Here is a 24540-nt window from a genome sequence, read left to right on the forward strand (position 1 = left end):
CCGTCTTGAAACCTACCTGGGGGTGTAGCGCGCCTGCGCTGCGCCAAGCCTCTGTTACACCTCGATATTCTCCTGGAGCGCACGGCCGTCCAGCTCGGCAGAAGTTCCGCATCATGTGGTGGCGTGGGAGCCTGATCACAAACTAACACTCGGCTCGCAAGCGCCAGTAGCGCAAGAAAACAGCCCGCATATACTGCCTGACTCTCGCCATCCCTTGGTTGGAAGAGGAAGCCTGCCCTTCCGAAATCTCCTGCATTACCAGGTTGCGCCCAGCCCGTCTGCAACGGGATGAACCAACAGGAGACCTCTCCATGTCAGCTACCAGAACCACGCCTTTTCGACAAACCCTTATTGCCGCGGCGCTAGTCTGCGCGAGCGCCGGCGCAGCCGTTGCCGAGACCGGCAATCCGCGGGTCAACCAGCTTGGTTATATTCCGGCCGGACCGAAAATCGCCGTCTACGCCACGAACAGCAACGCGCCGTTAGCGTGGCAGCTGCGTCGCGGCGACACTGTCCTGGCTAGCGGTCAGACCAATCCCTTTGGTCATGACGGCGCCAGCGGGGAAAATCTGCACCACATCGATCTCAGCGACTTTGACCAACCCAGCGACAACCTCACCCTGCACGTGGGCGGCGATCAGAGTCATCCTTTGCGGTCGACGAGAATCTCTTCAGTGGTGTGCTCTACGACTCACTGAAATACTTCTATCACAACCGTAGCGGCATCCCGATCGAAACGCGCTTTACCGGTGGCGGCAATTCCAGTTACGCCGCAGACAGCCGCTGGGCGCGCCCGGCCGGGCATCTGAACCAGGGCGCCAACCGCGGCGATGAGAAGGTGCAGTGCTGGCCGGGCACCTGCAACTATTCGCTCGACGTGACCAAGGGCTGGTACGACGCGGGTGACCACGGCAAGTACGTGGTGAACGGCGGGATTTCGGTGTGGAAGCTGCTCAACATGAACGAGCGCGCGCTGCACCTGGGCAACAACGCCGCGGCCTTCGCCGACGGTACGCTGAACATTCCGGAAAGCGGCAACGGGGTGCCGGATATCCTCGATGAAGTGCGCTGGCAGATGGATTTCATACTGTCGATGCAGGTGCCGGAGGGTCAGCCGAAGGCCGGCATGGCGCATCACAAGGTGCATGACATCGGCTGGACCGGATTGCCGCTGGCGCCCCATGAAGACGGTAACGAGCGCGCACTGGTGCCGCCAAGCACCACCGCAACGCTCAATCTCGCTGCCACCGGTGCACAGTGTGCGCGGCTCTGGAAGGATATCGACAGTGCCTATGCCAACCGCTGCCTCACTGCTGCGCAGACCGCCTGGGAAGCCGCGCGGCGCAACCCCAATGATCTCTACCACGGTGGCTACGACGATGGCGGCGGGGCCTATGGCGACGGCAACGCAGCGGACGAGTTCTACTGGGCAGCCGCCGAGCTGTATATCACCACCGGCGACCAGCGTTATCTGCCGACCATCAACAATTATCAGATCAATCGGATTGATTTTGGCTGGCCGGATACCGAACTCCCCGGCCTGATGTCCCTCGCCGTAGTACCCACGCCGCATACCACCAGCCTGCGCGCGAGCGCCCAGCGCAAGGTCGCTGAAATTGCGGATAACCACGTCAATACCATCAACAGCGTGGGTTATCTCATACCGACCAGCCAGCACGAATATTACTGGGGCTCCAACAACGTCATGGCCAACAAGCTGTTTCTGGTCGGCCTGGCCTATGACTTCACCGAGGACCGCCGCTATGGTGATGCCTTCGGCAAGGCGCTGGACTATCTGTTCGGCCGCAACGCCCTGTCCTTCTCCTTTGTATCGGGGCACGGTGAGCATGCATTGAAACAGCCACACCACCGTTTCTGGGCCGGCGCGCTGAACGGTAATTACCCCTGGTTGCCACCGGGTGCCCTGGCGGGTGGACCTAACACCGGGCTGGAAGACGGCGTGTCCCAGGCTGCGCTGGGCGGCTGTGGCGCGCGTCCGGCAACCTGCTACATCGACAAGATCGATGCCTGGTCGACCAACGAGATCACCATCAACTGGAACGGCGCGCTGGCCTGGGTACTGGCCTTCTATAACGATTACGCCGGCGCCGCTGAAGGGGGGCCGGTAAGCCCGCCACCGGATACCGACACGCCGCCTGATAATGAGACGCCCACTGATCCACCGCCGCCCACCGCCGGTGGCCCGGTGCAGTGTGAATACGTGGTGTCAAACGAGTGGAACGTTGGCTTTACCGCGGCGGTTCGCATCGTCAATAACGGCAGCGAGCCGGTCAAGGATTGGAGCCTGGAGTGGCGTTACGATGATGGAACCGTGATCACCAATGTCTGGAATGCCAAACTGTCGGGCAATGATCCCTACCGTGCGACCGATGTTGGCTGGAACGCTGTTGTGCAGCCTGGCCAGACCATGGAGTTCGGCTTCCAGGCTAACAAGGGCAACGCCCCGGCGCAGGTTCCGACTGTGAACGGGGCGGTGTGTCAGTAAGGCTGCGGTTCACGGCGAGGCGCCCAGGCGCTTCGCCGTGAGCGGAATAGCTGTCCAGCCGGCCTGATAACTTCTGGCTAGAACTTCTGCCGCCGCTCTGCCCGGGCTACCCGCTGGCTCTCATCCAGCACGTCAGCCAGCACTTCCTGCACATAGTGAATATGCTGGTCGGATAGCTCCCGCGCCGCGTCCGGCTTACCGGCCATGATTGCCCGATACAGTTCGTTGTGCTGCTTCATCAGCATGTCGCGGGTTTCGGTGCGCTGGGCGTACATGCCGCCGATATTGGTCACCACGTTGCGCTTGAGCAGGTCGAACAGGCCGCGGATCGTATGCAGCAGCACGGCGTTGTGACTGGCCTCGGCTATGGCCAGATGAAAGCGGGCATCCGCCGCGCCCTCTTCGGCCCGGCTGGCCTTCCCGGCCCCGGTATAACAGGCCTGTAGCGCCTCGAAGGCTTCGGTCAACCGCTGGCGATCCGGCTCGGTCGCCCGTTGCGCTGCGTAGTAGGCACAGGCACCTTCGAGGGTGTGGCGAAATTCCAGCAGGTCGCGCTGCGCCTCGGGATTGTCTTCCAGCAAGGGCAACAGGGGATCGCTGAACGTTGAGCCCAGCGACTCGGCGATGTAATTGCCGCCGCCTTGACGGCTGACCAGCAAGCCCTTGGCCGCGAGTTTCTGGATCGCTTCGCGCAGCGATGGCCGGGAGACGCCGAACTGCTCTGCCAGTACTCGCTCGGCGGGCAGGCGTTCACCGGCCCTGAGCGTACCTTCAAGGATCATGCCCTCCAGTTTGGCGACGATGTCGTCCGACAACCGGCGCACCTTTATCTGACCGAAGCCCATATCTCTCCCCCACTGTGGCCGGTCCTTGCTTCGCGCTCGGTACCGCTAACGAATCAGTTTAACCAGCCACTGAAGACCCGGCAACGGCGGTGCCGGGCTGTCTCTTCGACCAAAGAGGTATACCCCACCGATTGACAGCTAAACATCTGACTCTTAGTCTGAATCCTGTTATTTGTAAATTGGTCTTACCAATCAATGCAAAGCCTGAGAATAATTCCAACAACGTGCTGAGGTTTTCCCATGTCGAACTCCATTCTTCCCGTCTACCGTGCTGTGGGCTGTATGCGCCACCGCGCTCAGCGATAAGGGGCGCACTACCATGTCCTCTGGTCTACTCGCTCTCCTGGCATTTACGCCTATCCTTCTGGCCGCCGTTCTGCTGGTAGGCCTCCGCTGGCCGGCGAGACGCGCCATGCCGCTGGTCTATCTGGTTACTGCTGGTGTCGGCCTGTTCGCCTGGGACATGACGCTCAACCGGGTGTTGGCTTCGACCCTACAGGGGCTGGTCATTACGCTCGGGTTACTGTGGATCATCTTCGGCGCGATTTTGCTGCTCAATACGCTCAAGCATTCGGGCGGGATTACCGCAATCCGCGCCGGTTTCGCCACCATCAGTCCCGACCGCCGCATTCAGGCAATCATCATCGCCTGGCTCTTCGGGTGTTTTATTGAAGGCGCCTCGGGCTTTGGTACCCCTGCGGCAATCGCCGCGCCGTTGTTGGTCGCGATTGGCTTTCCGGCCATGGCTGCGGTGCTGATGGGCATGCTGGTACAGAGCACGCCGGTATCCTTCGGTGCGGTGGGTACGCCCATCATCGTTGGGGTAAGCACCGGACTGGACTCCACTGTCATTGGCGCGCAGCTGCTCGAGCAGGGCTCGTCATGGGCGCAGTTCCTGCAGTTGATCACCAGCGAAGTGGCGATCATCCATGCCATCGTTGGAACCGCCATGCCGCTGATCATGGTGCTGATGCTGACGCGTTTCTTCGGCAAGGAGAAGAGCTGGAAAGCGGGCTTTGAGGTGCTGCCGTTCGCGCTGTTCGCCGGCCTGGCCTTTACACTGCCCTATGCGGCAACGGGTATCTTCCTCGGCCCCGAATTTCCCTCGCTGGTCGGCGGTCTGGTCGGTCTGGCCATCGTCACCACGGCTGCGCGCAGGGGTTTCCTGCTGCCAAAAACCACCTGGGACTTTGCCCCGGCCAAAGACTGGCCCAGTGAGTGGCTGGGAACGGTGGAAATGAAGCTGGACCAATTGACCGCGAAATCCATGAGCAGCGTCCGCGCCTGGTTGCCCTACGTGCTGGTTGGCCTATTGCTGGTCATCAGCCGCGTGGTGCCGGAGGTGGATGCAGCGTTGAAGGCTGTTGCGGTCAGTTTTCCGGACATTCTGGGCGAGACCGGCGTCAGCGCCAGCTTCATGCCCTTGTACCTGCCGGGTGGTATTCTGGTTGCGGTGGTCATCGCCACCTTCTTCCTGCACGGTATGAAAGCCCGGGAGCTGAGCGCAGCGGTGAAGGAGTCGTCAAGCGTACTGCTGAGCGCCGGCTTTGTACTGCTATTTACTCTGCCCATGGTGCGTATCCTGATCAACTCCGGCGTCAATGAAGCAGATCTTGCCAGCATGCCCATCCTGATGGCGCTCTGGGTGGCAGACAGTGTGGGCGGGATCTATCCGCTGCTGGCGCCAAGTATCGGTGCGCTGGGCGCGTTTATTGCCGGATCCAACACGGTCAGCAACATGATGTTCAGCCAGTTCCAGTTCGGCGTGGCCAGTAGCCTGGGCATTTCCAGTGCGCTGATCGTCGCCGTGCAGGCCATCGGCGCCGCAGCCGGAAATATGATCGCCATCCACAACGTGGTAGCGGCATCAGCCACCGTGGGGTTGCTTGGACGCGAGGGCAACATCCTGCGCAAGACCATATGGCCAACCCTGTACTACGTGCTGTTCACTGGGTTGATTGCGCTGTTTGCGGTGTATGTAATGGGTATCAGCGACCCACTGGTGGCCGGTTGACCCTGGGTGCGACCCGGCTGGGCCGGAGCGCACGGTTGTTCCCCCGGATCTCCGGCTTTTATTCAGCTTCAGAGTGATGCTCATGATCATTTCAGCCTCAACGGACTACCGCGTCGCGGCGCAACGCAAACTGCCGCCATTTCTTTTCCACTATATCGATGGGGGCTCCTACGCCGAACACACCCTCAGACGGAACGTCGAGGATCTGGCCGACATAGCGCTGCGCCAGCGGGTGCTGCGCGACATGTCCGAGCTGAGTCTGGAGACTCGCCTGTTCAACGAGACCCTGTCGATGCCAGTGGCATTGGCGCCTGTCGGGCTGACCGGCATGTACGCACGACGGGGCGAGGTGCAGGCGGCGAAAGCGGCGGCGGACAAAGGCATTCCCTTTACCCTGTCCACGGTCTCGGTGTGCCCTATCGAGGAAGTCGCCCCGGTCATTGACCGCCCCATGTGGTTCCAGCTATACGTGCTCAAGGACCGCGGCTTCATGAAGAACGCACTGGAGCGCGCCAAGGCCGCCGGCGTCACGACGTTGGTTTTCACCGTTGACATGCCGGTACCCGGGGCGCGCTATCGGGATGCGCATTCCGGCATGAGCGGCGCCAATGCGCCTATGCGCCGGATGCTGCAGGCCATGACGCACCCCGCCTGGGCCTGGGATGTCGGCCTGCTCGGTCGGCCCCATGACCTGGGCAATATCTCTACCTACCGTGGCAATCCCACTGGACTGGCGGACTACATTGGCTGGCTTGGGGAAAACTTCGACCCGTCCATCTCGTGGAAGGATCTGGAGTGGATCCGCGAATTCTGGGACGGCCCTATGGTCATCAAGGGCATTCTTGACCCCGAGGATGCGCGCGACGCGGTGCGTTTTGGTGCCGACGGGATCGTGGTCTCCAACCATGGCGGACGCCAGCTTGATGGTGTGCTGTCCAGCGCCCGCGCCCTGCCGGCCATCGCCGATGCGGTGAAGGGCGATCTGACCCTCCTGGCCGACTCCGGCATTCGCACCGGCCTGGACGTGGTGCGCATGCTCGCACTGGGCGCCGATACCGTAATGCTGGGGCGCGCCTATGTGTACGCGCTGGCCGCGGCCGGCGGCGCTGGAGTGAGCAATCTGCTGGAGCTGATCGACAAGGAAATGCGCGTGGCCATGGTCCTGACCGGCGCTAAAACCATCGCGGACATCAGCGCCGATTCCCTGGTACGCGAGCTCGGCCGCTGAGCCCGGCACCCTTGATGACGACCGGAGTTGCCATGACCGCCTCTAGCCTGCCAACAGCCTTCCTCACCGCTGTCGAACGCGTGATCCCCGGCGAGCGACGCTTCGACGATCCGCTTTCCACCCTGGCCTTCGGCACGGATGCCAGTTTCTACCGGCTGATCCCCAAGCTGGTGGTACGGGTCGAGTCGGAAGCGGAAGTCGTGCAGCTGCTCAGGCTGGCTGGTAGTCATCAGGTACCGGTGACCTTCCGCGCTGCCGGCACCAGCCTGTCCGGCCAGGCGATCTCCGATTCGGTGCTGATCCTGCTGGGTGATCACTGGAACGGCCGCGAGGTACGTGATCAGGGTCGGCAGATTCGCCTGCAACCGGGGGTGATCGGCGCCCAGGCCAATACCGCGCTAGCGCCCTTTCTCCGCAAGATCGGTCCCGATCCGGCATCGATCAATGCCTGCAAGATTGGTGGAATCGTCGCCAACAATGCCAGCGGCATGTGCTGCGGCACCGCGCAGAATACCTACCACACCCTGGCTGGGATCCGTTTGGTGCTAGCCGATGGCAGCGTACTGGACAGCGAAGATCCGCAGAGCGTTTCGGCCTTCGAAAGCAGCCACGCCGAGCTGCTTGGGCAACTGGCAGAACTGGGCCGCCGGACCCGGGCCAATACCGTCCTGGCCGATAGAATCCGTCACAAATACCGACTGAAAAATACCACCGGCTTGTCCCTCAACGCCCTGGTCGACTTCGATGCACCACTGGATATCCTCAGTCACCTGATGGTCGGCTCCGAGGGCACGCTGGGCTTTATCAGTTCGGTCACGTACAACACGGTGCCGGACTACCCACACAAGGCCAGCGCGCTGCTGGTATTCCCCGATGTGCACAGCTGTTGCCGCGCCGTGACGGTACTCAAGCCGCAGCCGGTGTCGGCGGTGGAGCTGTTGGACCGGCGCAGCCTGCGCTCGGTGGAGAACCAGCCGGGCATGCCCGACTGGGTAAAAGGTCTGTCGGCGAATGCCTGCGCCTTGCTGATTGAATCGCGCGCGGCCAGCCAATCGCTGCTGCATGAGCAGCTAGCACTGATCATGGCGTCGATTGCCGACTTCACCCTGGAAAAGCGCGTCGACTTCAGCGAAGACCCGGCTGTCTACAACCAGCTGTGGAAGATCCGCAAGGACACCTTTCCCGCCGTCGGCGCGGTGCGCCAGACCGGCACCACGGTGATCATCGAGGACGTGACTTTCCCCATCGAGCAACTGGCCGACGGGGTCAACCGGTTGATCGAGTTGTTCGAGCGCCACGGCTATGACGAGGCGATCATTTTCGGCCATGCGCTGGAAGGCAATCTGCATTTTGTGTTTACCCAGGGCTTCGACGACCCGGCGCAGGTGGCCCGCTACGACGCCTTCATGCAGGATGTGGCGCAGCTGGTGGCAGTGGAGTTCGGTGGTTCGCTGAAGGCCGAGCACGGCACCGGACGCAACATGGCGCCCTTCGTCGAGCTGGAATGGGGCAACGATGCCTACCAGCTGATGTGGCAAATCAAGCGTCTGCTCGATCCGCAGGGCATTCTCAATCCGGATGTAGTGCTCAGCGCTGATCCGCAGATTCACCTGAAGCATCTCAAACCGCTGCCGGCCGCCGACGAGATCATCGACAAGTGCATCGAATGCGGTTTCTGCGAGCCGGTGTGTCCGTCCCATGGGCTGACCCTGAGCCCGCGCCAGCGCATTGTTATCTGGCGCGATATCCAGGCGAACAAGCGCGCCGGCAACGATACCACGGCCATGGAACGCGCCTATCAATATCAGGGCATTGATACCTGCGCCGCCACCGGGCTGTGCGCCCAGCGCTGCCCGGTGGGCATCAATACCGGCGACCTGATGCGCAAGCTGCGCGGCCGCGATGCGACCAACACGCGCATCGCCGACTGGCTGACGGATCACTTTAGCGGTGCCATGGGCGCTACCCGTTTGATGCTATACGCCGCCAAGGGGGCGCGCCTGACCCTCGGCGCGCCGTTGCTCGCCCGCAGCACGGCAGCGCTGAGCAAGGCCAGCAGCGGGCGGATTCCCCGCTGGACCGCCGCCATGCCGCAACCGGTGCGCGGCATGCGTCCGTCGCCCCCCGTTGCCGATTCCCGACCACGGGTCGTCTACCTGGCCGCGTGCGTCTCCCGCGTCATGGGGCCAGCCGCCGGTGATGCGGAACAGATGCCGGTGCTGGACAAGACGCGCGCCCTGCTGGAAAAAGCCGGCTATCAGGTGGTGTTTCCGGCACAGCTGAGTGAGCTCTGTTGCGGACAGCCGTTTGCGTCCAAGGGCTACGCCGAGCAGGCCGAACGCAAGCGGCAGGAGATGATCGCGGCCTTGCTCGAAGCCAGCCGCGGCGGCCTGGATCCCATCTACTGCGATACCAGCCCCTGCACCCTGCGGCTGTTGCAGGATGGAGCCGACCCACGGCTGGACCTCTATGATCCGGTGCGCTTTATCCGCGAAAACTTGCTGCAGCGCCTGGACTTCACGCCGCAGCAGGCGCCGGTCGCGGTGCACGTCACCTGCAGCACCCAGCATCTGGGCGAGGCCCAGGGGCTCATCGACATCGTCAAGCGCTGTACCACCCAGGTGGTGATTCCAGAGGGCATCCACTGCTGCGGCTTTGCCGGCGACAAGGGTTTCACCACGCCCGAACTGAACGCCCACGCCCTGCGTCATCTCAAGGACGCACTGCAGCACTGCGCAGAGGGCATCAGCACCAGCCGCACCTGCGAGATTGGCCTGAGCCAGCACGGCGGGGTCGATTACCATGGCCTGGTCTATCTGGTGGACCGCGTTACGCGGACGCGGGCGCAATAGGACTGTGATGCTTACTGAAAGGTCTTGGCGACGACGCCACACATTTTTCTTCGAGGGTTACCCATGATTGACGAAACCCGCAAACCTGACTGGAATCCCAGAGCAGATGAGGTTTTATCCGCCCAGACGCAGGCCTATGACGCCATGCGGGCGCAGTGCCCGGTCGCCTGGAGCGAATACCAGCACTGGACCCTGTTCAAGCATGCCGACGTAAAGCGGGTTCTGGACGATCATGAAACCTTCAGCAGCGCGGCATCGAGCCATCTTTCCGTACCGAATGGCATGGACCCGCCCGCGCACACCCCGTATCGCCAGCTGATTGAGCCTTATTTCTCGCCCCAGGCGATGGACGCATTTGAGCCGATATGTCGCGAGATTGCGCGCAACCTGGTTGATGATCTGCCGGATAGCCAGCCGTTTGATGTGGTCGAAGGGTTCAGTCAGGCGTTCGCGTTGCGAATACAATGCGCCTTCATGGGCTGGCCTGAAAGCCTGAACGAGCCCCTGCGCGAGTGGGTAAAGAAGAACCACCGGGCCACTCTTGCTGGCGACCGCCAGGCCATGGCGGACGTTGCGCACGAGTTTGACTGCTACATCAAAGGCTTGCTGAACACCCGCCGCCAGGCCGGAGCCAACGCCCCCAGGGATGTCACCACGTCGCTGATGGAAGAGACCGTCAATGGCCGGCTGATGACCGATGAAGAACTCACCAGCCTGTTGCGGAACTGGACGGCCGGTGAACTCAGCACGATCAGCTCGAGCGTATCGATTGTGTTGAACTACCTGTCCGCGCATCCGGATCTCAGGCAGCGCCTCGCCAGCGAGACCAGTGAAAAGGAACTGTCAGATGCCATCGATGAAATACTGCGTATGGACGCGCCGCTGATGTCCAATCGGCGGATAACCACGCGGGAAGTCGAGATGGGTGGAAGGCTGATCCCTGCCGGCGAGAAACTGACTATCCTGTGGGCTTCGGTGAACCGTGACGAAGCAGTTTTCGGCGATCCGGATGCGTTTTGCCCGCAGAAGAACAGTGCGCACAACCTGCTTTATGGGGCGGGCATTCATGTCTGCCCAGGCGCACCCCTGGCCAGAATGGAACTGACGGTTCTGATGCAGGAATTCCTCTCCCGGGTCGACCGCCTGGAACTGGCCGCCGGCAACCAGCCCAGACGGGCGCACTTCCCGACAGGGGGTTTCAGCCACCTGCCGATGGTGATTGGAAAACGATAGGCAACCCATACATTGATGCCGATCAAGCCGCCGCAGGGCGTTACGCGTTTTAATCGGATTGTCTCCACCGCCCGAGGTACGTATGGCCCTGCACAAGACCCATCAATGGAATCTCGGCTACTTCTTCGTTGCCTTTGTCTTGCTGATGGCGTTTCAGAGCTGGTGGGGCACGCAACAGACCACTGTCACGTTGCCCTACAGCGAGTTCCTTGAGCGGCTCGAACAGCGGACGGTGACCGATCTGGTGATTGGTCAGGACGACATCCAGGGTCGGCTTGTCTCATCGGCCGGCACCCACACGCGCTTTGTTACCCAGCGCGTTGATACCGATCTTGCGGAGCTGCTGGCGCGTCACGAGGCTGAATTTCGCAACCGGCCGAGCAATACCTGGTTAAGCAATCTGCTGTCCTGGCTGTTCCCGCTACTGCTGATCATTGGTTTCTGGGCATTCATGTTCCGCAACATTGCCAACCGTCAGGGGCTAGGCGGGATGGTCAATATCGGCAAGTCCCGCGCGCGGGTTTACGTGGAGCGTGATACGGGTGTGACTTTCAAGGATGTGGCCGGTATCGACGAGGTCAAGGCAGAATTGCAGGAGATCGTCTCGTTTCTCAAGGATCAGCCGCGCTTCGGTCGTCTGGGCGCACGTATTCCCAAGGGCATTCTGCTGGTCGGCCCGCCGGGTACGGGTAAAACCCTGCTGGCCCGAGCGGTCGCAGGTGAGGCTGGGGTGCCGTTCTTTTCGATCTCCGGCTCGGAATTCGTTGAGATGTTTGTCGGCGTTGGTGCCGCGCGGGTTCGCGACCTTTTTGTTCAGGCCCGCGAGGCGGCGCCCTGCATCATTTTCATCGATGAGCTGGACTCCCTGGGCAAAATGCGTGGCGCCGGCCACTTCAGCGGCGGCAATGATGAAAAGGAACAGACCCTGAATCAGCTATTGGCTGAGCTGGACGGGTTTGATCCGCGGGAGGGCGTGGTGCTGCTGGCCGCGACCAACCGCCCTGAAGTACTCGACCCGGCCCTGATGCGGGCAGGTCGCTTTGATCGACAGGTGGTCATCGACCGTCCGGACCGGGTTGGCCGCGCGGCCATCGTGCAGGTGCATCTCAAGCGAGTGGTTTGTGATCCCGACATTGATCCGGACAAGATCGCCGGCCTGACCACCGGTTTTACCGGTGCTGACCTTGCCAATCTGGTCAACGAGGCTGCCATTGTAGCCACCAGGCGCGATGCCGATAGCGTTGGTATGGAAGATGTTACCCAGGCAATCGAACGTATTGTGGCCGGCTCGGAACGGCATGGCCGGCTGCTGCAACCGCATGAAAGGGAAGTCGTGGCCTATCATGAACTGGGTCACGCTCTGGTTGCCGCGGCCCTGCCCGGGATGGACCCGGTACACAAGGTCTCCATCATTCCGCGCTCCATTGGCGCGTTGGGTTACACCCTGCAACGGTCAACCGAAGACCGGTACCTGATTACTGCCCAGGAGCTGAAAAACCGTCTTGTTGTCCTGCTGGCGGGTCGAGCGGCGGAGGATCTGGTGTTCAACGAAATCTCCACCGGCGCCGCAGATGACCTTGCCCGAGTAACCGACATAGCGCGCCAGATCGTTACCCGCTTCGGCATGTGCAAAGAAGTCGGCCAGGCGGTTTTCGAACGACAACAATCGCCCTTTCTGGGCGACATGCCAGGCATGATGCCGGCCCGCAGCTACTCTGAGAAAACCGCTGAGAAAATCGACCTGTCGATCAACCAGTTGATAGACGATGCGTATCAGAATGCGCGTGCCCTGCTTGAGCAGCGCCGTGACGTGCTTGATCAGGGCGCACGACTGTTGCTCGAGAATGAGACCCTCACACCCGAGCAGTTCCCGCCCTTGATCGGTGAGCCTGCGCCTTAGTGCCAACGCAGCGCGCCTAGGACTCAGCGCCTTTTCTGAGCGTGTCGCAGCGCTGAGCCTTGGCGGAACGCTCTTCGGTCATTCCCACCAATCCAGCAACGCAATCAGCTCCTCGCGAGCCTTCCCCTGCCCGACGGCCATCAGGCGGATCTCATCTTCTGCTGCGCACTGGGTCAGCCGTGCCACCGAGGCGGGCGTGAGGGCGCCGAGGCGTGGATAGCCGCCGATGGTCTGGCGATCATTCATCAGCACTATGGGTAGCCCGTCCGGGGGTACCTGCACGGCGCCGAGGGGGATGCCTTCGGAGATCAATGGCTCGCCTGAATAACCTAAAGGCGTGCCGGCCAGGCGTATGCCCATGCGGTCGGAACGGGGGTCGATTCGCCAGACTTGATTGAAGGCTCGGAACAACGACTCGCCGGTGAAGCCAGCAATCTGCGCACCGGGTATCAGCTCCAGGCGCACAGCTTGGCTGTATGCCGGTATGCGTTGCTTTGGCATGGTACGCGTGGAGCTCGCCATGCCTTCGAATACCAAACGGTCATCCCGACGGAGCGCCTGGCCTGAGCCGTCGAGCCCACCCAGACCTTCACGCGTTACCGTAGCGGCCGAGCCGAGCACTTGTGGGGCGCTGAATCCTCCGGGTGCCGCGAGGTAGGCACGGACGCCGCTGCGAGGTGAATTGAATTGCAGACGCTGGCCGTGGCGCACGGTAAAACTGCGCCAGGGGGCGATGGTCTTGCCATCCAGCATGGCGGCCAGATCAGCACCGGTCAGCGCCAGGGTGGTATCCGCTTCACAGAGCAGCGTCACCCCGCCCAGCGGTATTTCCAGGGCGCAGGCCGTTGGTGCATTGCCCAGCAGCCAGTTGGCCCAGCCGAGGGCGATCCAGTCCAGTGCGCCGCCCTGGGTGACGCCGAGATGGCGAACGCCAAAACGCCCGCCATCCTGGAGCTGGGCCAGGCCGAGGGTGCGCTCAACTAGCAGGCTGCTCACGTGTCACCCGATACGGGCGTGTCGTCACCGCCCAGGCGGACAAATTCGGCGTGCTCGACCGGCACGAATTGCACGCGATCGCCGGGTTGCAGCAGGCTGTAGCCATCCCGGTCGCGGTCGAATAGCGGCGCCGGCGTGCGCCCCACCAGATTCCAGCCGCCCGGGGAGGCCAAGGGGTAGGCCGCAGTCTGACGTTCAGCTATGGCAACACTGCCCGCTGGCACGCGTTTGCGCGGCGTGGCCAGGCGCGGTGCGGCGAGCCGCTCATCCAGCAGGCCCATATAGGCGAAACCGGGGGCGAAGCCCAGTGCGAACACCTGATACTCATGGTCACTGTGCAGCGCAATTACCTGGCTCACCTCCAGACCAGTCAAGCCTGAGAGACGCTGAAGATCCGGCCCGACGCTGGGGTCGTACCACACTGCAATCTCATGTTTGCGGCCGGCGTGCTCGGGCGGTAGCGGCTGCAATCCGGCCAGCGCAGTAAAAATGTGCTCACGCGCGGTGTGCTCATCCAGCTGACGCAGATCGTAGTGCAGCATCAGGGTGGTGTAGGACGGGACCAGGTCGATCAGCTGGTCACCGAACTGCCGGCGCAGTTGCTGGGCCGCGGCCAGCAACCAGGGCATATTGCCCTCCTCGATACGGTCGAACAGACGAATCATCAGAGTATCGACCGCCGCCCGCTCGATCTGCAGTTTCATATCCGCGCGGCGGCGTCCAGCGCAGCGGCGATCTGCCGGACGACCGCAACGGATTCGGCGTTATCGCCATGCACGCACAGGGTATCGACCGTCAATGTCAGTGAGCTGCCGTCGGAGGCGCGCAACGGCTCCCCCCGGGCGAGGATCAGCGACTGTTGCAGAATGAGCGCAGCGCTCTGGTGTACGGCGCCAGGTTGATCGCGCGGCACCAGGTGACCGGCGGCGTCATAGGCGCGGTCGGCGAAGGCTTCGAAGATGAGCTCCAGACCAAATTCAGCGGCCATGCTGCGCACCTCACTGTCATCCTGCTGCGCCAGCACGACCAGGGGCAGTGCCGGATCGTAATCACTCGCCGCCTGCATCACGGCGCGGAGAATGTCCGGTCGGCGCATCATGTCGTTATACAGGGCGCCGTGCGGCTTCATATAGCTGACCCGCCCGCCCTCGGCGCGACAGATGCCATCCAGCGCGCCAACCTGATACAGCAGCATGTCGCGAATTTCCTCGGCTGAGCAATTCATCGAGCGGCGTCCGAAACCCATCAGGTCCGGGTAGGACGGGTGCGCACCAATGCGCACGCCGTGCTCCAGCGCCAGCAAGGCGGTACGGCGCATGGTGCCCGGGTCGGAGGCGTGATAGCCGCAGGCGATGTTGGCGCAGTCGATATGTGGCATCACCTCTTCATCCAGCCCCATCTTCCAGGCCCCGAAACTTTCGCCCATATCGCAGTTCAACAGCAGTTTTCGCATCAGGGGTTCCTTGTCAGGCCAGGTCACGGCGGTCGAGTGATCCGAACCAGTCCAGTGCGTCTTCCCACAGGGGTTGTGCCGTGGAACGAAAGTAACCCATATGTCCGATCGTAGGCAGCCCACGCTCAGCCGGTATCAGCGTCACGGGCTGGTAGGGCGCCCGGCTGTAGCCCGGCATGAAGGCGTCGCGGGAACGCGGCGAGGCCCAGAGGTCGTCGGTCGCGTTCATCGCGACAATCGGCGTGGTGACACTGGCGAAGCTCTGGTGCACATGCGCCATCTCCGGATCTTCGAAGAAGTAGCGCGGGTTTCGGCACCAGCGTTTCCACTGACGGTACACCCCCATGGGCAGATCTTCCCCCATACCCAGTCGACTCCAGGCCAGATAGCCCTTGGTTCGGGTAATCACTGGCGCAACCAGCTCCCACATTGCCTGCACACGCACGCGCTCAAGCGGCGGCATCCAGCCGTGCCAGCCGGCACCGGTGCCGAAGGTGTAGAAGCCGCTGACCTGCTGGTGATTGGGCAGCAGGCCAAACGCATGACCGCCGAAGGAGTGCCCGACCATATACAGCGGCAGCGCGTCGGCGCTCATGTGATCGACCGCGGCGGCGAGATCCAGATAGGCCCAGTCCAGATACTGCATATCGAAACCGCGCAGTGTTTCTGGCGCGGAACGGCCGATGCCGCGGTAATCGAGGGTCAGCGTGGTATAGCCGCGCTGCGCCGCATGTTCAGCGAAGCGGCGATAAAAACCCTGGGGCACGCCGGTAGCCCCGGCGACAATCAGCTTGCCTACCGGTTTTTCCGCCGGATACAGCGTGGCGCCGAGAAGGTAGCCGTCGAGTGCAGGCAGCGTAAAGATATTGTTTTGCATGGGTTTCCCTTTGACCTGCAGATGAATCTGCGCGCGAGCCCGGCGCGCGGGTCGTCAGAAATAGTAGCAGAACCCCTGCTGAAGATGCTGGTTCAGCCGGGCTTGCCTGCTTTGCCGGTTCAGCCGGTCTTGTTAGTCGCGAACAGCCTGTGCGGTATCCAGCGCAGGTAGGCGAGCATGCCGAACAGCTCGACCAGCGACTGCACCACGATAACCAGCGCGGCGACCTCCCAGCCATTGGGTAAGCCGAGGGCGAAGGGCAATACCACAAAGGAATTGCGCGTCCCGAGGCTGAACGCCAGGGTGCGGCCCTGGCTGTGCGGGAGGTGCCACAGCCTTGCCTGCAGCCTGGCTATCAGCGCGGCGATTACCAGGTAGGCAACATATATAGGAACAACCCAGGGCAACCAGGCTAGCGCGGCCTGTAGCGTCGACACCTGTACCGCAGCGACCAGCAGGATAACCAGACCGAGCAACGGGATGGGCCACCAGGCCAGGGTATCTCGCAGCACTTCGCGGCTCGCCTTGGCCTCAATCCAGCGCTCGCTGATGGCTGCAGCGGCGAGGGGCAGCAGCACGATCAGCAATGCCGGTGCGACGTCACCCAGCGATAACACGGCGGTGAGCTGCGCGTCGGTCATCGCCCAGAGATAGACGGGCAGCAGACAGAGTTGAAACAACAAATTGAGCGGTGTGACGGCGACGGCGCGGGGCACATCGCCGCCGCCAAGCTGGGTAAAGCTGATAAACCAGTCGGTGCAGGGCACCAGCAGTACCAGCAATACGCCCAGCCGCAGGGGCGCGTTATCCGGCAGGAACTGCAGCAGCGCCCAGACCACCAGGGGCATCAGCACAAAGTTACCGGTCAGCACCGCACTGACAAAGCGGCGATCGGAGAATGCCTCCCGCACGTGCAGTAGGGGTACCTGCAGGAAGGTCGCGTAGAGCAACATAGCCAGCAACGGCCAGATCAGCCTCTCCAGCACGGAGCCCGATTCGGGCAGCAGGCTGCCGACTACGATGCCGATCAGTAATCCGGTGAGGTAGACCCACACCTGATGTCGTTCGAGGGTGATTCGTTTCAGAATGCGCTGTCCTTATCTTTTAATTGTGTGCGTCCAGCGGATTGGCTGCAGAGTGCATCGCTGCCTGAATCAATCTGTTGACTTACAATATATATAAATAGAATGTATTCATTCTAATCCACGGTTTTTATCGGGAGACACCCATGAGTGAAGGCACTATTGAAATCAGTCTGACTCAGGAGGAAGCCTATCGCTTCAAGGTCCAGTTCAGCAGCGACACGCCCGCCATGCTCACCGATGAGCCCGCGCCGCTCGGCGCCGCGGCTGGCCCAAGCCCGGTGGAGCTGCTCGTCAGTGCCGTTGCCAGTTGCCTTACCGATAGCCTGATATTCGCGCTGAACAAATTCAAGCAACCCATCGATGGCATTCGCACAGAAGCCACCGCCGAGCTTGGTCGCAATGCGGATAAGCGCTTACGCGTGGCCAAAGTAAACGTCACCGTGCATCTGGGGCATGCCCAGGCGGAGATCGAGCGGCTGGAGCGGATTCTGGATCAGTTCGAGCAATTTTGCACCGTATCGCAAAGTGTCGCCCAATGCCTGCCGGTTCAGTTGACTGTAGTGGACAGCGAGGGCGTGGAGCTCAAGCAGAGCATATTGGGCGACTGAGTCCGCGCGCTTCTGGCCGGAATTTTGCGCATTCAGCTCGCAAGCCGCTTCAGGCATCGCCGTCCTTGTTCTTCAATAGCGACGCCAGGTCGGCAAATGCCTTGTGCGTAGCCTTGCCTGCTACCGGCGTAGCGGTGGACGACTCGGTGAAGTACTGCTGATCGGTATAGCGCGAATGCTCGTTGTCATGACAATACAGACACAGCAGCTCCCAGTTGGAGCCGTCTTCCGGGTTATTGTCATGGTTGTGGTCGCGGTGGTGTACGGTCAGCTCACCGATGCGCTTGCCATCGAATTCACGGGCGCAGCGGCCACAAACCCAGGGGTACATCTTCAGCGCTCTTTCGCGGTAACTGGCTTCGCGGCTGGCGTAGGTGCTTTTGGTGGATGTCATTGCCCTGCCCTCGTTGGTCTTGATGACTGCGCTGCCCGCCCTGGCTTGGAAGCTGCCCCGGGCGTGGCGACCCAGATGGTGTGTTTGGGACCCCGGTTGCCGTGCGCATAGACCTGGCGTTCCTCTGCGCGAAAGCCGGCCTTGCCGAGGCGATTGGAAAATTCGCGGTCGGCACTGGCCGACCAGACTGTCAGCACGCCGTCGCCTCTCAGAGACCGGGCGCAGGCCCTCAGCCCGTCCAGTGAGTAGATCCAGCTGTTGGTGCTACGGGTCAGGCCCTCGGGGCCGTTGTCGATATCCAGCATGATCGCATCAAAGCGCTGGGCTTTGTCCTGCAGAATCAGAGCCACGTCTTCATTCAACACCCGGGCGCGCGGATCGTCCAGCGGCTTGCCGGCTCTTTCGCCGAGTGCGCCGCGGTTCCATTCAATGACGCCGGGTACCAGCTCGGCCACCATCACTTCGGCATCGGGGGCAAGATGCCGTAATGCCGAGGCCAGCGTAAAGCCCATACCCAATCCACCAATCAGCGCCCGCACCTGGCTGCGGCCGGTCAGGGGGCGACAGGCGATCTCCGCCAGCGCGTCTTCGGAGCCATGCATGCGGGTGTTCATCAATTGCCCGCCCTTGCCGCTTTGCAATTTGATGACGAAATCATCGCCGTACTCGAACAGGCAGAGGGCCTCGTCCGTGTTGGGAATGGGCGCGGTGTCGAGGAGCAGGTGACGCTTCATGGGTGGTTCCGGTTGCCAGCGAAGAAATAGGGCGATTATGCCCGATACCCTGGGCAATTGGCGTAAGCTGTGCGCCCTTCTTTACTACTCAAGGTGTGTTTCGATGATCATGAAGGCAATCAGAATCGGCCTCGGCAATCTGATCGTGGCGGGTGACTTGATCAGCCGCCCGTCTCCTCTCAAGCGCTCGGCGCACGCCCAGTCGGCCGTGAACGAGGCCGCAAAACAGCTGGCGTTGTATCAGTTCAAGGCCTGTCCGTTCTGCGTCAAGGTGCGTCGCTCATTGCACAAATTGAACGTTCCGGTGGCGCTGCATGATGCGAAGAATAATGAACAGGATCGACAGACGCTGCTTGAACAGGGCGGACGCGTCAAGGTGCCCTGTCTGCGTATCGAAGAAGAAAGTCAGACTATCTGGATGTACGAATCCAAGGCGATTATTGCTTATCTCGAACAACGCTTCGCCACGGTTTGAGTTGATCTGAGACTCGCCGGAAGGCGCATTCAGCCCGCCAACGTGACGGGCTGACGGCGATCTCATTCAGGTCAGGGTCGGGGACCGCGACGGCCCATTACCAGCGAGATGACAAAGAGCACCAGCAACACGACGAACAGTATCTTGGCGATAGTCGTCGCGGTACCGGCGATGCCACCAAAGCCGAGCACGGCGGCGATGATAGCGATAATCAGGAAGGTAATAGCCCAACCGAGCATGGTTCATCTCCTGGTCTGATCTTCAGACTTCAGCGTTCTCACGCGTCTGACGCGCTTGATAGAGCACCAGACGGGGATCACCGCTGGTTACCCAGCGGTTCATAAGCGCCCGATGCGCCTACTCGGCGACGCTCAACTGCGAACTGTCTACCTCGCGCACCCCGCGGATATTCTTCGCGGTTTGCTCTGCAAGATCCTTTTCGGCTTCGGTATCCACCGCACCGTCCAGAATGACCTTGCCGTTATTGGTATCAACGGAGATATCCAGCCCGCTGAGGCTGCGGCTGAACAGGTAACTCGACTTCACCTTGCTGGTAATCCATGCATCACTGATCACGTTACCGGCGTCATCGGCCGTTTTGGCTACCGTGCCCTTGGCTTCGGTGGCATCTTCGCCTGTGACCTGCAGTTCGTTGCGTACCTCGCGGACGCCATCGGTATCCTCGGCGAGGCGTTCTGCCAGCTCCTTGGAGGCGGCCGAATCGGTTTCACCGGTCAGTATCACCAAACCGTCCTGGGTATCGACGTGGATATTCAGGCCTTCGGTACTGTTGTTCCACAGCAGCTTGGATTTGATGGTGGCCGTGGTAGTGGAGTCGCTCATACGCTCGGCCAGCGTGCGCTCGCCTGCCTTGCTGCGATCCCCTTCGGTGCCTACTCTCAGCTGGTTATCGACCTTTTCAATGCCTTCGATATCCTTCGCGATCTGTTCGGCCAGGTCTTTCTCGACGTTTGACTCGACGTCGCCGGTCAACACTGCGGTGTCCCCTTCGACTTCGACGTCGATGGAGAATGGGCTGAGGTTGCGGTTGGTGGCAATTGCAGTGGATACCGAGCCTTCTGCGCGCGCATCGTCCAGTTGGCGACTCATGTCGCCGTCATCGGCATGGGCGGCCATCGGCAACAGGGCGATCAAGCCCGCGGTTGCGGTGGCTGCTGCGAGTTGTTTCAACTTATGCATGGCGATTCCTCTTCTATCAGTTCCGTGAGTGTTGCTACAGCAATGGAGCAATGTCCGTGCCAGTTGGACTCTGATCATTCTTATTAAGTTTCAATCGCTTAGCTACATGCCCGGATGGGCTTGCTATGCACTCTGCACGATATGGCTATGTGCCTGCGTGCAGTCTGCACGAGTTGCCCGGCTGTGTAGTCGCGGATTTATCTCACCAGGCATTTGATGCAATGCCCATCTCTGCTATATCTCAAGACTAAGAGCAGGCCATTTGGCCGGCATTGCAGCGGAGTAGGACAATGTTGCGCTTCGTTTATCTTTTGAGCCTGGTGGTGTTGCTTGGCGCCTGCCAGACCACACAGGGCCAGCGCGACTTCGACAGCAGCCGTGACTTCACCTTGTATCGCGACTGGAGCTGGAGCGAGCCGGCAGTCAGCTATAGGCCTGCCGATGACCCGCGCATTACCAGCGACCTGACGACCCAGCGTATCCAGGATGCGGTCAGCGCCCAGCTGGATGCACGCGGATTGCGACCGTCCAACGATGGCGACCCCGATGTGCTGGTCAAGGTGTATATGATTGTCGAGCAGCGCCACGATAACGTGACCACCCATTATGGCGGAGCACACTATTGGCGCTGGGGCATGATGGGGCCGATGATGAGCGAGTCCCGCACGGTTACCTATGATGTGGCGACCATGCAGATCGATATGACCGACGCCAGTGATGGGAAGCTGGTCTGGCGTGGCAGTACCAGTGAGGTGCTCAACAGCCGCCAGCGTTCGCCGACCGATCGCACCCAGAGTACCCATGAGATGGCACGGCAGGTGTTGGAAGGCTATCCGCCCTACTGATCACAGACGCCGGGCGCAGGCTGCAGAGCGGAGCTAGAAATTGGCCGGTGTGGTGGCGCTGATCAGGGTGCAGGGTGTGTCGAAGGGGTTGCGGAAACGGTGCGGCTGGCTGCTTTCAAAGTAGTAGCTGTCGCCCGTGTCCAGCACGTACACCTCGTTACCAATGGTTATCTCGAGCTTGCCGGCGACTACGGTTCCGGCTTCTTCGCCTTCATGATTGAGCATGTCGGGGCCGGTATCGGTGCCTGGCGGATAGGTTTCGTTGAGGAAGGAGAAGGTCCGATTCGGATGGCTCATGCCCACCAGCTTCATGGACACCTGGCCCGAACCGATTTCCAGCAGTTCGTCCTTGCGAAATATCACCTTGCGCTGATTGCTCTGCTCGGCTTCGGAGGTAAAGAAATCCACCAGCGACATGGGAATGCCGGCGAGCACTTTTTTGAGCGAGCTGACCGAGGGGCTGACGCTGTTTTTTTCGATCATGGAAATGGTGCTGTTGGTGACGCCGGCGCGTTTGGCCAGTTCACGTTGGGACAGACCCTTCAGCTTCCGAATGGTTTTAAGACGGGCGCCAACGTCCAAGATGGGGATCCTCCGGGAGCTCAGGAGCCTCTGAATAACTACTGCGACTTTGCTCGCGACGTTATTCAGAGGCTCCTAAGGCGAATCAATACTGGGGGGTGAATGAGCCGCATCATTGCACGGCCGTTCGGAATTTTCAACGCGCCTCATGGCTGATAATGACGGGGCACACGGTTCAGATTGCAGAGCAGCTGATAGGCGATGGTGCCGGCCCAGCCAGCCACCTCGCTGGCGTTCAACCCTTCACCCCATAGCCGCACATGGCTGCCGAGACCCATATCGGGCAGGTCGGTGAGATCAACCGTCAGCATATCCATGGATACGCGTCCGGCGAGGGTGGTACGCAGGCCATCGACCAGTACTGGCGTTCCGTCGGGGGCATGCCGCGGATAGCCGTCGGCATAGCCCATCGCAACCACGCCAACCCGCGTCTCACGGGTGGTGACAAAGCGCGAGCCATAGCCGATGGGTTCATTGGCGGCCACGGTACGAACGGCGATGATCTTTGAGTCCAGCTGCATGACCGGTTTCAGCGTGGTCGCGCTGTCCTGGGCGAAATCGAAGGGCGTCGCGCCATACAGCATGATGCCCGGACGCAGCCAATCACCGTGCGCCTGCGCCCAGGCCAGAACCCCTGCGGAATTGCACAGGCTGCTGGGACCCTCGAGATCCCGTGTCGTCTCGGTAAACACCGCAAGTTGCTGCTCGGTGCGGCCAGTCTCAGGTTCGTCGGCGCGGGAGAAATGCGTCATCTTGGTCAGGCTGGCGACCTGCGGGTTGGCCTGCAGCTTGCGCCATATCGCCGGATACTCCTCCGGCGTAAAGCCCACGCGGTGCATGCCGGTGTCGAGTTTCAGCCAAACGTGGATAGGCTGGCTCAGGTTGGCCTGTTCGAGATCGGCCAGTTGCCCGTGATGATGGATGACCGTCCACAACTGCTGCTCGGCAATCATCGGTAGCTCGCTCGCTTCGAACCAGCCTTCGAGCAGCAGTATCGGCTGCGTGATCGCGGCGTCGCGAAGTTGCAGGGCTTCTTCAATGCAGGCTACGGCATACCCATCGGCCAGATCCGCCAGAGCCTTCGCGCACCTTACCGCGCCATGGCCGTAGGCATTCGCTTTGACCACGGCCAGCGCCTTGCTGGTCGAGAGCTGTTTGGCCAGCAGGTAGTTGTGGCGCAGGTTGGCAAGGTTGATCAGGGCGTGGGCTGGGCGCATGGCGGTGGTTTCCGGGGAGGACGGCAGGCGCCTAGATTACCAGACCAGAACGGGTGCGGGGATATGCACATGCAGTCAGACGGTGCGGCGACTGTACCCGGCGCGGGGGGATCGGGTATTTTGGTTAACAGGATCTCTCCCATCTGACTGGAACGCTCACATGCTCTGCCATACCGACCATCATGCGCCCTCCTATTACGCGGCCACGCCCAGCCGAACACTGACCTTTCCCCAGCTGAAGGGCGACGCCGAGGCTGACGTCTGTGTGATTGGCGGGGGCTTTACCGGACTCAATACCGCCATCGAACTGGCCCAGCGCGGGCTCTCGGTTATTTTGCTGGAGGCGCATCAGATCGCCTGGGGTGCCAGCGGCCGTAACGGTGGCCAGCTGATACGCGGCGTCGGGCACGATCTCGAGCAGTTCGAAAACCAGGTCGGAGCCGAAGGTGTGCGGGAATTCAAACGCATGGGCATCGAGGCGGTACAGATCGTGCGGGACCGCGTAGCCGAGTTTGATATCGACTGCGATCTGACCTGGGGTTACTGCGATCTGGCCAACAAGCCGCGCCATCTGGAGCAATTCCGTGCCGAAAAGGCCGAACTGGAAGCGCTGGGGTATCCGCATGAGCTGCGCATTGTCGAGCCGGACAATATGCGCAGCGTGGTCGGCTCGGATGTCTATGTCGGCGGCATGAGCGACATGGGCTCCGGGCATCTGCACCCGCTGAATCTGGCTCTCGGTGAAGCGGCCGCGGCTGACAGTCTGGGCGTCAGGCTGTTCGAGAATTCCCGGGTCACTTGCATAGAGCATGGCGCGACGGTCAGGGTGCATACCGCCAGCGGTAAGGTACGCGCGCAGCACCTGGTCATCGGCTGTAACGCCTACCTGGGCGATCTGGACAAACAGCTGAGCGGCACCGTTATCCCGGCCGGCAGTTACATCATCGCCACCGAGCCATTGGGCGAAGCGCGTGCGCAGCGCTTGATCCCGCAGAATATGGCGTTATGTGATCAACGCGTGGGGCTGGACTATTATCGGCTGTCCGCCGACCGCCGCCTGTTATTCGGCGGCGCCTGCCACTATACCGGCCGTGATCCCGCGGATATCGCCGCTTATATGCGGCCGAAGATGCTGAAGGTGTTTCCCGAGCTGGCCGATGTGAAGATCGACTATCAATGGGGCGGCATGATCGGCATCGGTATCAACCGCCTGCCGCAGATCGGCCGGATGCCGGGACAAGCCAATGTGTTCTATGCCCAGGCGTATGCCGGGCATGGCGTGAACGCCACGCACCTGGCAGCACGAATCCTCAGCGAAGCGATCACCGGGCAGGCCAGCCGCGGTTTCGATCTGTTCAGCCGCATACCGCACATGACCTTCCCCGGCGGCGACCGTTTCCGCGCACCGCTGCTGGCGCTGGGCATGATGTGGCAGAAGGTCAAGGAAGTGGTTTGATGGGGTTTGTTGAAAAGCGAATCCCCCCTAGCCCGAATGG

Annotated in this window: 23 protein-coding genes; 11 read left to right on the forward strand and 12 right to left on the reverse strand. The window is 61.5% G+C overall.

Translation table 11 applies throughout. The features are described 5' to 3' along the window. The first annotated feature begins 311 nt into the window (after positions 1–311). Together FHK95_RS20145 and FHK95_RS18615 are read left to right on the forward strand one after the other, a co-directional pair. Positions 312–698 (forward strand): cellulase N-terminal Ig-like domain-containing protein, encoded by a 387-nt coding sequence (locus FHK95_RS20145; RefSeq protein WP_206668627.1) that lies wholly within the window; start codon positions 312–314, stop codon positions 696–698. Beyond that, complete coding sequence (locus FHK95_RS18615; protein ID WP_206668629.1) at positions 680–2506, forward strand: glycoside hydrolase family 9 protein; 1827 nt, start codon at positions 680–682, stop codon at positions 2504–2506. The genes FHK95_RS20145 and FHK95_RS18615 overlap by 19 nt, the downstream gene beginning before the upstream one ends. 77 nt (positions 2507–2583) lie before the next feature. Here the strand turns inward: FHK95_RS18615 and FHK95_RS18620 are convergent, their stop codons facing one another. Next, positions 2584–3351, reverse strand: coding sequence for an FCD domain-containing protein (locus FHK95_RS18620; protein WP_150306150.1), 768 nt, complete (start codon positions 3349–3351; stop codon positions 2584–2586). A gap of 319 nt (positions 3352–3670) precedes the next feature. Here FHK95_RS18620 and FHK95_RS18625 point away from each other — a divergent pair, with 319 nt between their 5' ends. The 5 genes from FHK95_RS18625 to ftsH all read left to right on the forward strand — a co-directional run bounded on the left by FHK95_RS18625 (position 3671) and on the right by ftsH (position 12578). Next, positions 3671–5365 (forward strand): L-lactate permease, encoded by a 1695-nt coding sequence (locus tag FHK95_RS18625; RefSeq protein WP_150306151.1) that lies wholly within the window; start codon positions 3671–3673, stop codon positions 5363–5365. A gap of 82 nt (positions 5366–5447) precedes the next feature. Beyond that, a complete protein-coding gene (lldD, locus tag FHK95_RS18630; RefSeq protein WP_150306152.1) occupies positions 5448–6593 on the forward strand; it encodes an FMN-dependent L-lactate dehydrogenase LldD in 1146 nt (381 codons plus the stop codon). A gap of 32 nt (positions 6594–6625) precedes the next feature. Then, on the forward strand, positions 6626–9445 hold the full coding sequence (locus tag FHK95_RS18635; RefSeq protein WP_150306153.1) for an FAD-binding and (Fe-S)-binding domain-containing protein: 2820 nt from the start codon (positions 6626–6628) through the stop codon (positions 9443–9445). A gap of 63 nt (positions 9446–9508) precedes the next feature. Then, positions 9509–10678 carry a cytochrome P450 gene (locus FHK95_RS18640; protein WP_150306154.1) on the forward strand — a complete coding sequence of 390 codons (1170 nt, stop codon included), beginning with the start codon at positions 9509–9511 and terminating at the stop codon, positions 10676–10678. Positions 10679–10766: 88 nt separating this feature from the next. After that, complete coding sequence (ftsH, locus tag FHK95_RS18645) at positions 10767–12578, forward strand: ATP-dependent zinc metalloprotease FtsH (protein WP_150306173.1); 1812 nt, start codon at positions 10767–10769, stop codon at positions 12576–12578. Between the two features lie 78 nt (positions 12579–12656). Here the strand turns inward: ftsH and FHK95_RS18650 are convergent, their stop codons facing one another. The 5 genes from FHK95_RS18650 to FHK95_RS18670 all read right to left on the reverse strand — a co-directional run bounded on the left by FHK95_RS18650 (position 12657) and on the right by FHK95_RS18670 (position 16959). Further along, a complete protein-coding gene (locus tag FHK95_RS18650) occupies positions 12657–13574 on the reverse strand; it encodes a 5-oxoprolinase subunit C family protein (protein ID WP_150306155.1) in 918 nt (305 codons plus the stop codon). Next, on the reverse strand, positions 13571–14278 hold the full coding sequence (pxpB, locus tag FHK95_RS18655) for a 5-oxoprolinase subunit PxpB (RefSeq protein ID WP_150306156.1): 708 nt from the start codon (positions 14276–14278) through the stop codon (positions 13571–13573). Before pxpB ends, FHK95_RS18650 begins: the two co-directional genes overlap by 4 nt. After that, positions 14275–15027: a 5-oxoprolinase subunit PxpA gene (locus FHK95_RS18660; protein WP_150306157.1), complete on the reverse strand. Its 753-nt coding sequence runs from the start codon at positions 15025–15027 to the stop codon at positions 14275–14277. Before FHK95_RS18660 ends, pxpB begins: the two co-directional genes overlap by 4 nt. Positions 15028–15040: 13 nt before the next feature. Continuing rightward, entirely contained in the window at positions 15041–15904 is an 864-nt protein-coding gene (locus FHK95_RS18665; RefSeq protein WP_150306158.1) for an alpha/beta hydrolase family protein, read from the reverse strand. 119 nt (positions 15905–16023) lie between these two features. Beyond that, positions 16024–16959 carry an arsenic resistance protein gene (locus tag FHK95_RS18670; protein ID WP_235906833.1) on the reverse strand — a complete coding sequence of 312 codons (936 nt, stop codon included), beginning with the start codon at positions 16957–16959 and terminating at the stop codon, positions 16024–16026. Between the two features lie 173 nt (positions 16960–17132). Here FHK95_RS18670 and FHK95_RS18675 point away from each other — a divergent pair, with 173 nt between their 5' ends. Beyond that, positions 17133–17597, forward strand: coding sequence for an OsmC family protein (locus FHK95_RS18675; protein ID WP_150306160.1), 465 nt, complete (start codon positions 17133–17135; stop codon positions 17595–17597). Positions 17598–17646: 49 nt separating this feature from the next. Here FHK95_RS18675 and FHK95_RS18680 read toward each other — a convergent pair whose 3' ends face one another. Both FHK95_RS18680 and FHK95_RS18685 read right to left on the reverse strand, forming a co-directional pair. Next, positions 17647–17991: a YajD family HNH nuclease gene (locus FHK95_RS18680; protein ID WP_150306161.1), complete on the reverse strand. Its 345-nt coding sequence runs from the start codon at positions 17989–17991 to the stop codon at positions 17647–17649. Next, on the reverse strand, positions 17988–18725 hold the full coding sequence (locus FHK95_RS18685; protein ID WP_150306162.1) for a spermidine synthase: 738 nt from the start codon (positions 18723–18725) through the stop codon (positions 17988–17990). The genes FHK95_RS18680 and FHK95_RS18685 overlap by 4 nt, the downstream gene beginning before the upstream one ends. Positions 18726–18828: 103 nt before the next feature. Between FHK95_RS18685 and FHK95_RS18690 the strand changes: the two genes are divergently transcribed. After that, complete coding sequence (locus FHK95_RS18690; RefSeq protein WP_150306163.1) at positions 18829–19200, forward strand: glutathione S-transferase N-terminal domain-containing protein; 372 nt, start codon at positions 18829–18831, stop codon at positions 19198–19200. 71 nt (positions 19201–19271) lie between these two features. Here FHK95_RS18690 and FHK95_RS18695 read toward each other — a convergent pair whose 3' ends face one another. Both FHK95_RS18695 and FHK95_RS18700 read right to left on the reverse strand, forming a co-directional pair. Next, positions 19272–19439 carry a DUF1328 domain-containing protein gene (locus FHK95_RS18695; RefSeq protein WP_150306164.1) on the reverse strand — a complete coding sequence of 56 codons (168 nt, stop codon included), beginning with the start codon at positions 19437–19439 and terminating at the stop codon, positions 19272–19274. 118 nt (positions 19440–19557) lie between these two features. After that, on the reverse strand, positions 19558–20400 hold the full coding sequence (locus FHK95_RS18700) for a BON domain-containing protein (RefSeq protein WP_150306165.1): 843 nt from the start codon (positions 20398–20400) through the stop codon (positions 19558–19560). 290 nt (positions 20401–20690) lie between these two features. On the opposite strand from FHK95_RS18700, the gene FHK95_RS18705 reads away from it, so the two are divergent. Then, the gene (locus tag FHK95_RS18705) at positions 20691–21245 is read left to right on the forward strand and encodes a DUF4136 domain-containing protein (RefSeq protein WP_150306166.1); all 555 of its coding nucleotides are present in this window, start codon (positions 20691–20693) and stop codon (positions 21243–21245) included. 33 nt (positions 21246–21278) lie between these two features. On the opposite strand, the gene FHK95_RS18710 is transcribed toward FHK95_RS18705, so the two are convergent. Next, positions 21279–21827: a cupin domain-containing protein gene (locus FHK95_RS18710; protein WP_150306167.1), complete on the reverse strand. Its 549-nt coding sequence runs from the start codon at positions 21825–21827 to the stop codon at positions 21279–21281. A 146-nt stretch (positions 21828–21973) separates the two neighbouring features. Next, positions 21974–23044: an alanine racemase gene (gene alr, locus FHK95_RS18715; RefSeq protein WP_150306168.1), complete on the reverse strand. Its 1071-nt coding sequence runs from the start codon at positions 23042–23044 to the stop codon at positions 21974–21976. Between the two features lie 160 nt (positions 23045–23204). Between alr and FHK95_RS18720 the strand changes: the two genes are divergently transcribed. Continuing rightward, positions 23205–24500, forward strand: coding sequence for an NAD(P)/FAD-dependent oxidoreductase (locus FHK95_RS18720; protein WP_150306169.1), 1296 nt, complete (start codon positions 23205–23207; stop codon positions 24498–24500). Positions 24501–24540 lie beyond the last annotated feature (40 nt).

The sequence above is a fragment of the Pseudomonas saliphila genome, assembly GCF_008638345.1.
In the GTDB taxonomy this organism is placed as follows: domain Bacteria; phylum Pseudomonadota; class Gammaproteobacteria; order Pseudomonadales; family Pseudomonadaceae; genus Halopseudomonas; species Halopseudomonas saliphila.

Bases quoted from the DNA above. Each gene is read 5' to 3' on its own strand.
- FHK95_RS20145 (WP_206668627.1), top strand. From the start codon at position 312: ATGTCAGCTACCAGAACCACGCCTTTTCGACAAACCCTTATTGCCGCG.
- FHK95_RS18620 (WP_150306150.1), bottom strand. From the start codon at position 3,351: ATGGGCTTCGGTCAGATAAAGGTGCGCCGGTTGTCGGACGACATCGTC.
- FHK95_RS18625 (WP_150306151.1), top strand. From the start codon at position 3,671: ATGTCCTCTGGTCTACTCGCTCTCCTGGCATTTACGCCTATCCTTCTG.
- lldD (WP_150306152.1), top strand. From the start codon at position 5,448: ATGATCATTTCAGCCTCAACGGACTACCGCGTCGCGGCGCAACGCAAA.
- FHK95_RS18635 (WP_150306153.1), top strand. From the start codon at position 6,626: ATGACCGCCTCTAGCCTGCCAACAGCCTTCCTCACCGCTGTCGAACGC.
- FHK95_RS18640 (WP_150306154.1), top strand. From the start codon at position 9,509: ATGATTGACGAAACCCGCAAACCTGACTGGAATCCCAGAGCAGATGAG.
- pxpB (WP_150306156.1), bottom strand. From the start codon at position 14,278: ATGAAACTGCAGATCGAGCGGGCGGCGGTCGATACTCTGATGATTCGT.
- FHK95_RS18660 (WP_150306157.1), bottom strand. From the start codon at position 15,027: ATGCGAAAACTGCTGTTGAACTGCGATATGGGCGAAAGTTTCGGGGCC.
- FHK95_RS18665 (WP_150306158.1), bottom strand. From the start codon at position 15,904: ATGCAAAACAATATCTTTACGCTGCCTGCACTCGACGGCTACCTTCTC.
- FHK95_RS18675 (WP_150306160.1), top strand. From the start codon at position 17,133: ATGAGTGAAGGCACTATTGAAATCAGTCTGACTCAGGAGGAAGCCTAT.
- FHK95_RS18680 (WP_150306161.1), bottom strand. From the start codon at position 17,991: ATGACATCCACCAAAAGCACCTACGCCAGCCGCGAAGCCAGTTACCGC.
- FHK95_RS18685 (WP_150306162.1), bottom strand. From the start codon at position 18,725: ATGAAGCGTCACCTGCTCCTCGACACCGCGCCCATTCCCAACACGGAC.
- FHK95_RS18690 (WP_150306163.1), top strand. From the start codon at position 18,829: ATGATCATGAAGGCAATCAGAATCGGCCTCGGCAATCTGATCGTGGCG.
- FHK95_RS18695 (WP_150306164.1), bottom strand. From the start codon at position 19,439: ATGCTCGGTTGGGCTATTACCTTCCTGATTATCGCTATCATCGCCGCC.
- FHK95_RS18700 (WP_150306165.1), bottom strand. From the start codon at position 20,400: ATGCATAAGTTGAAACAACTCGCAGCAGCCACCGCAACCGCGGGCTTG.
- FHK95_RS18705 (WP_150306166.1), top strand. From the start codon at position 20,691: ATGTTGCGCTTCGTTTATCTTTTGAGCCTGGTGGTGTTGCTTGGCGCC.
- alr (WP_150306168.1), bottom strand. From the start codon at position 23,044: ATGCGCCCAGCCCACGCCCTGATCAACCTTGCCAACCTGCGCCACAAC.
- FHK95_RS18720 (WP_150306169.1), top strand. From the start codon at position 23,205: ATGCTCTGCCATACCGACCATCATGCGCCCTCCTATTACGCGGCCACG.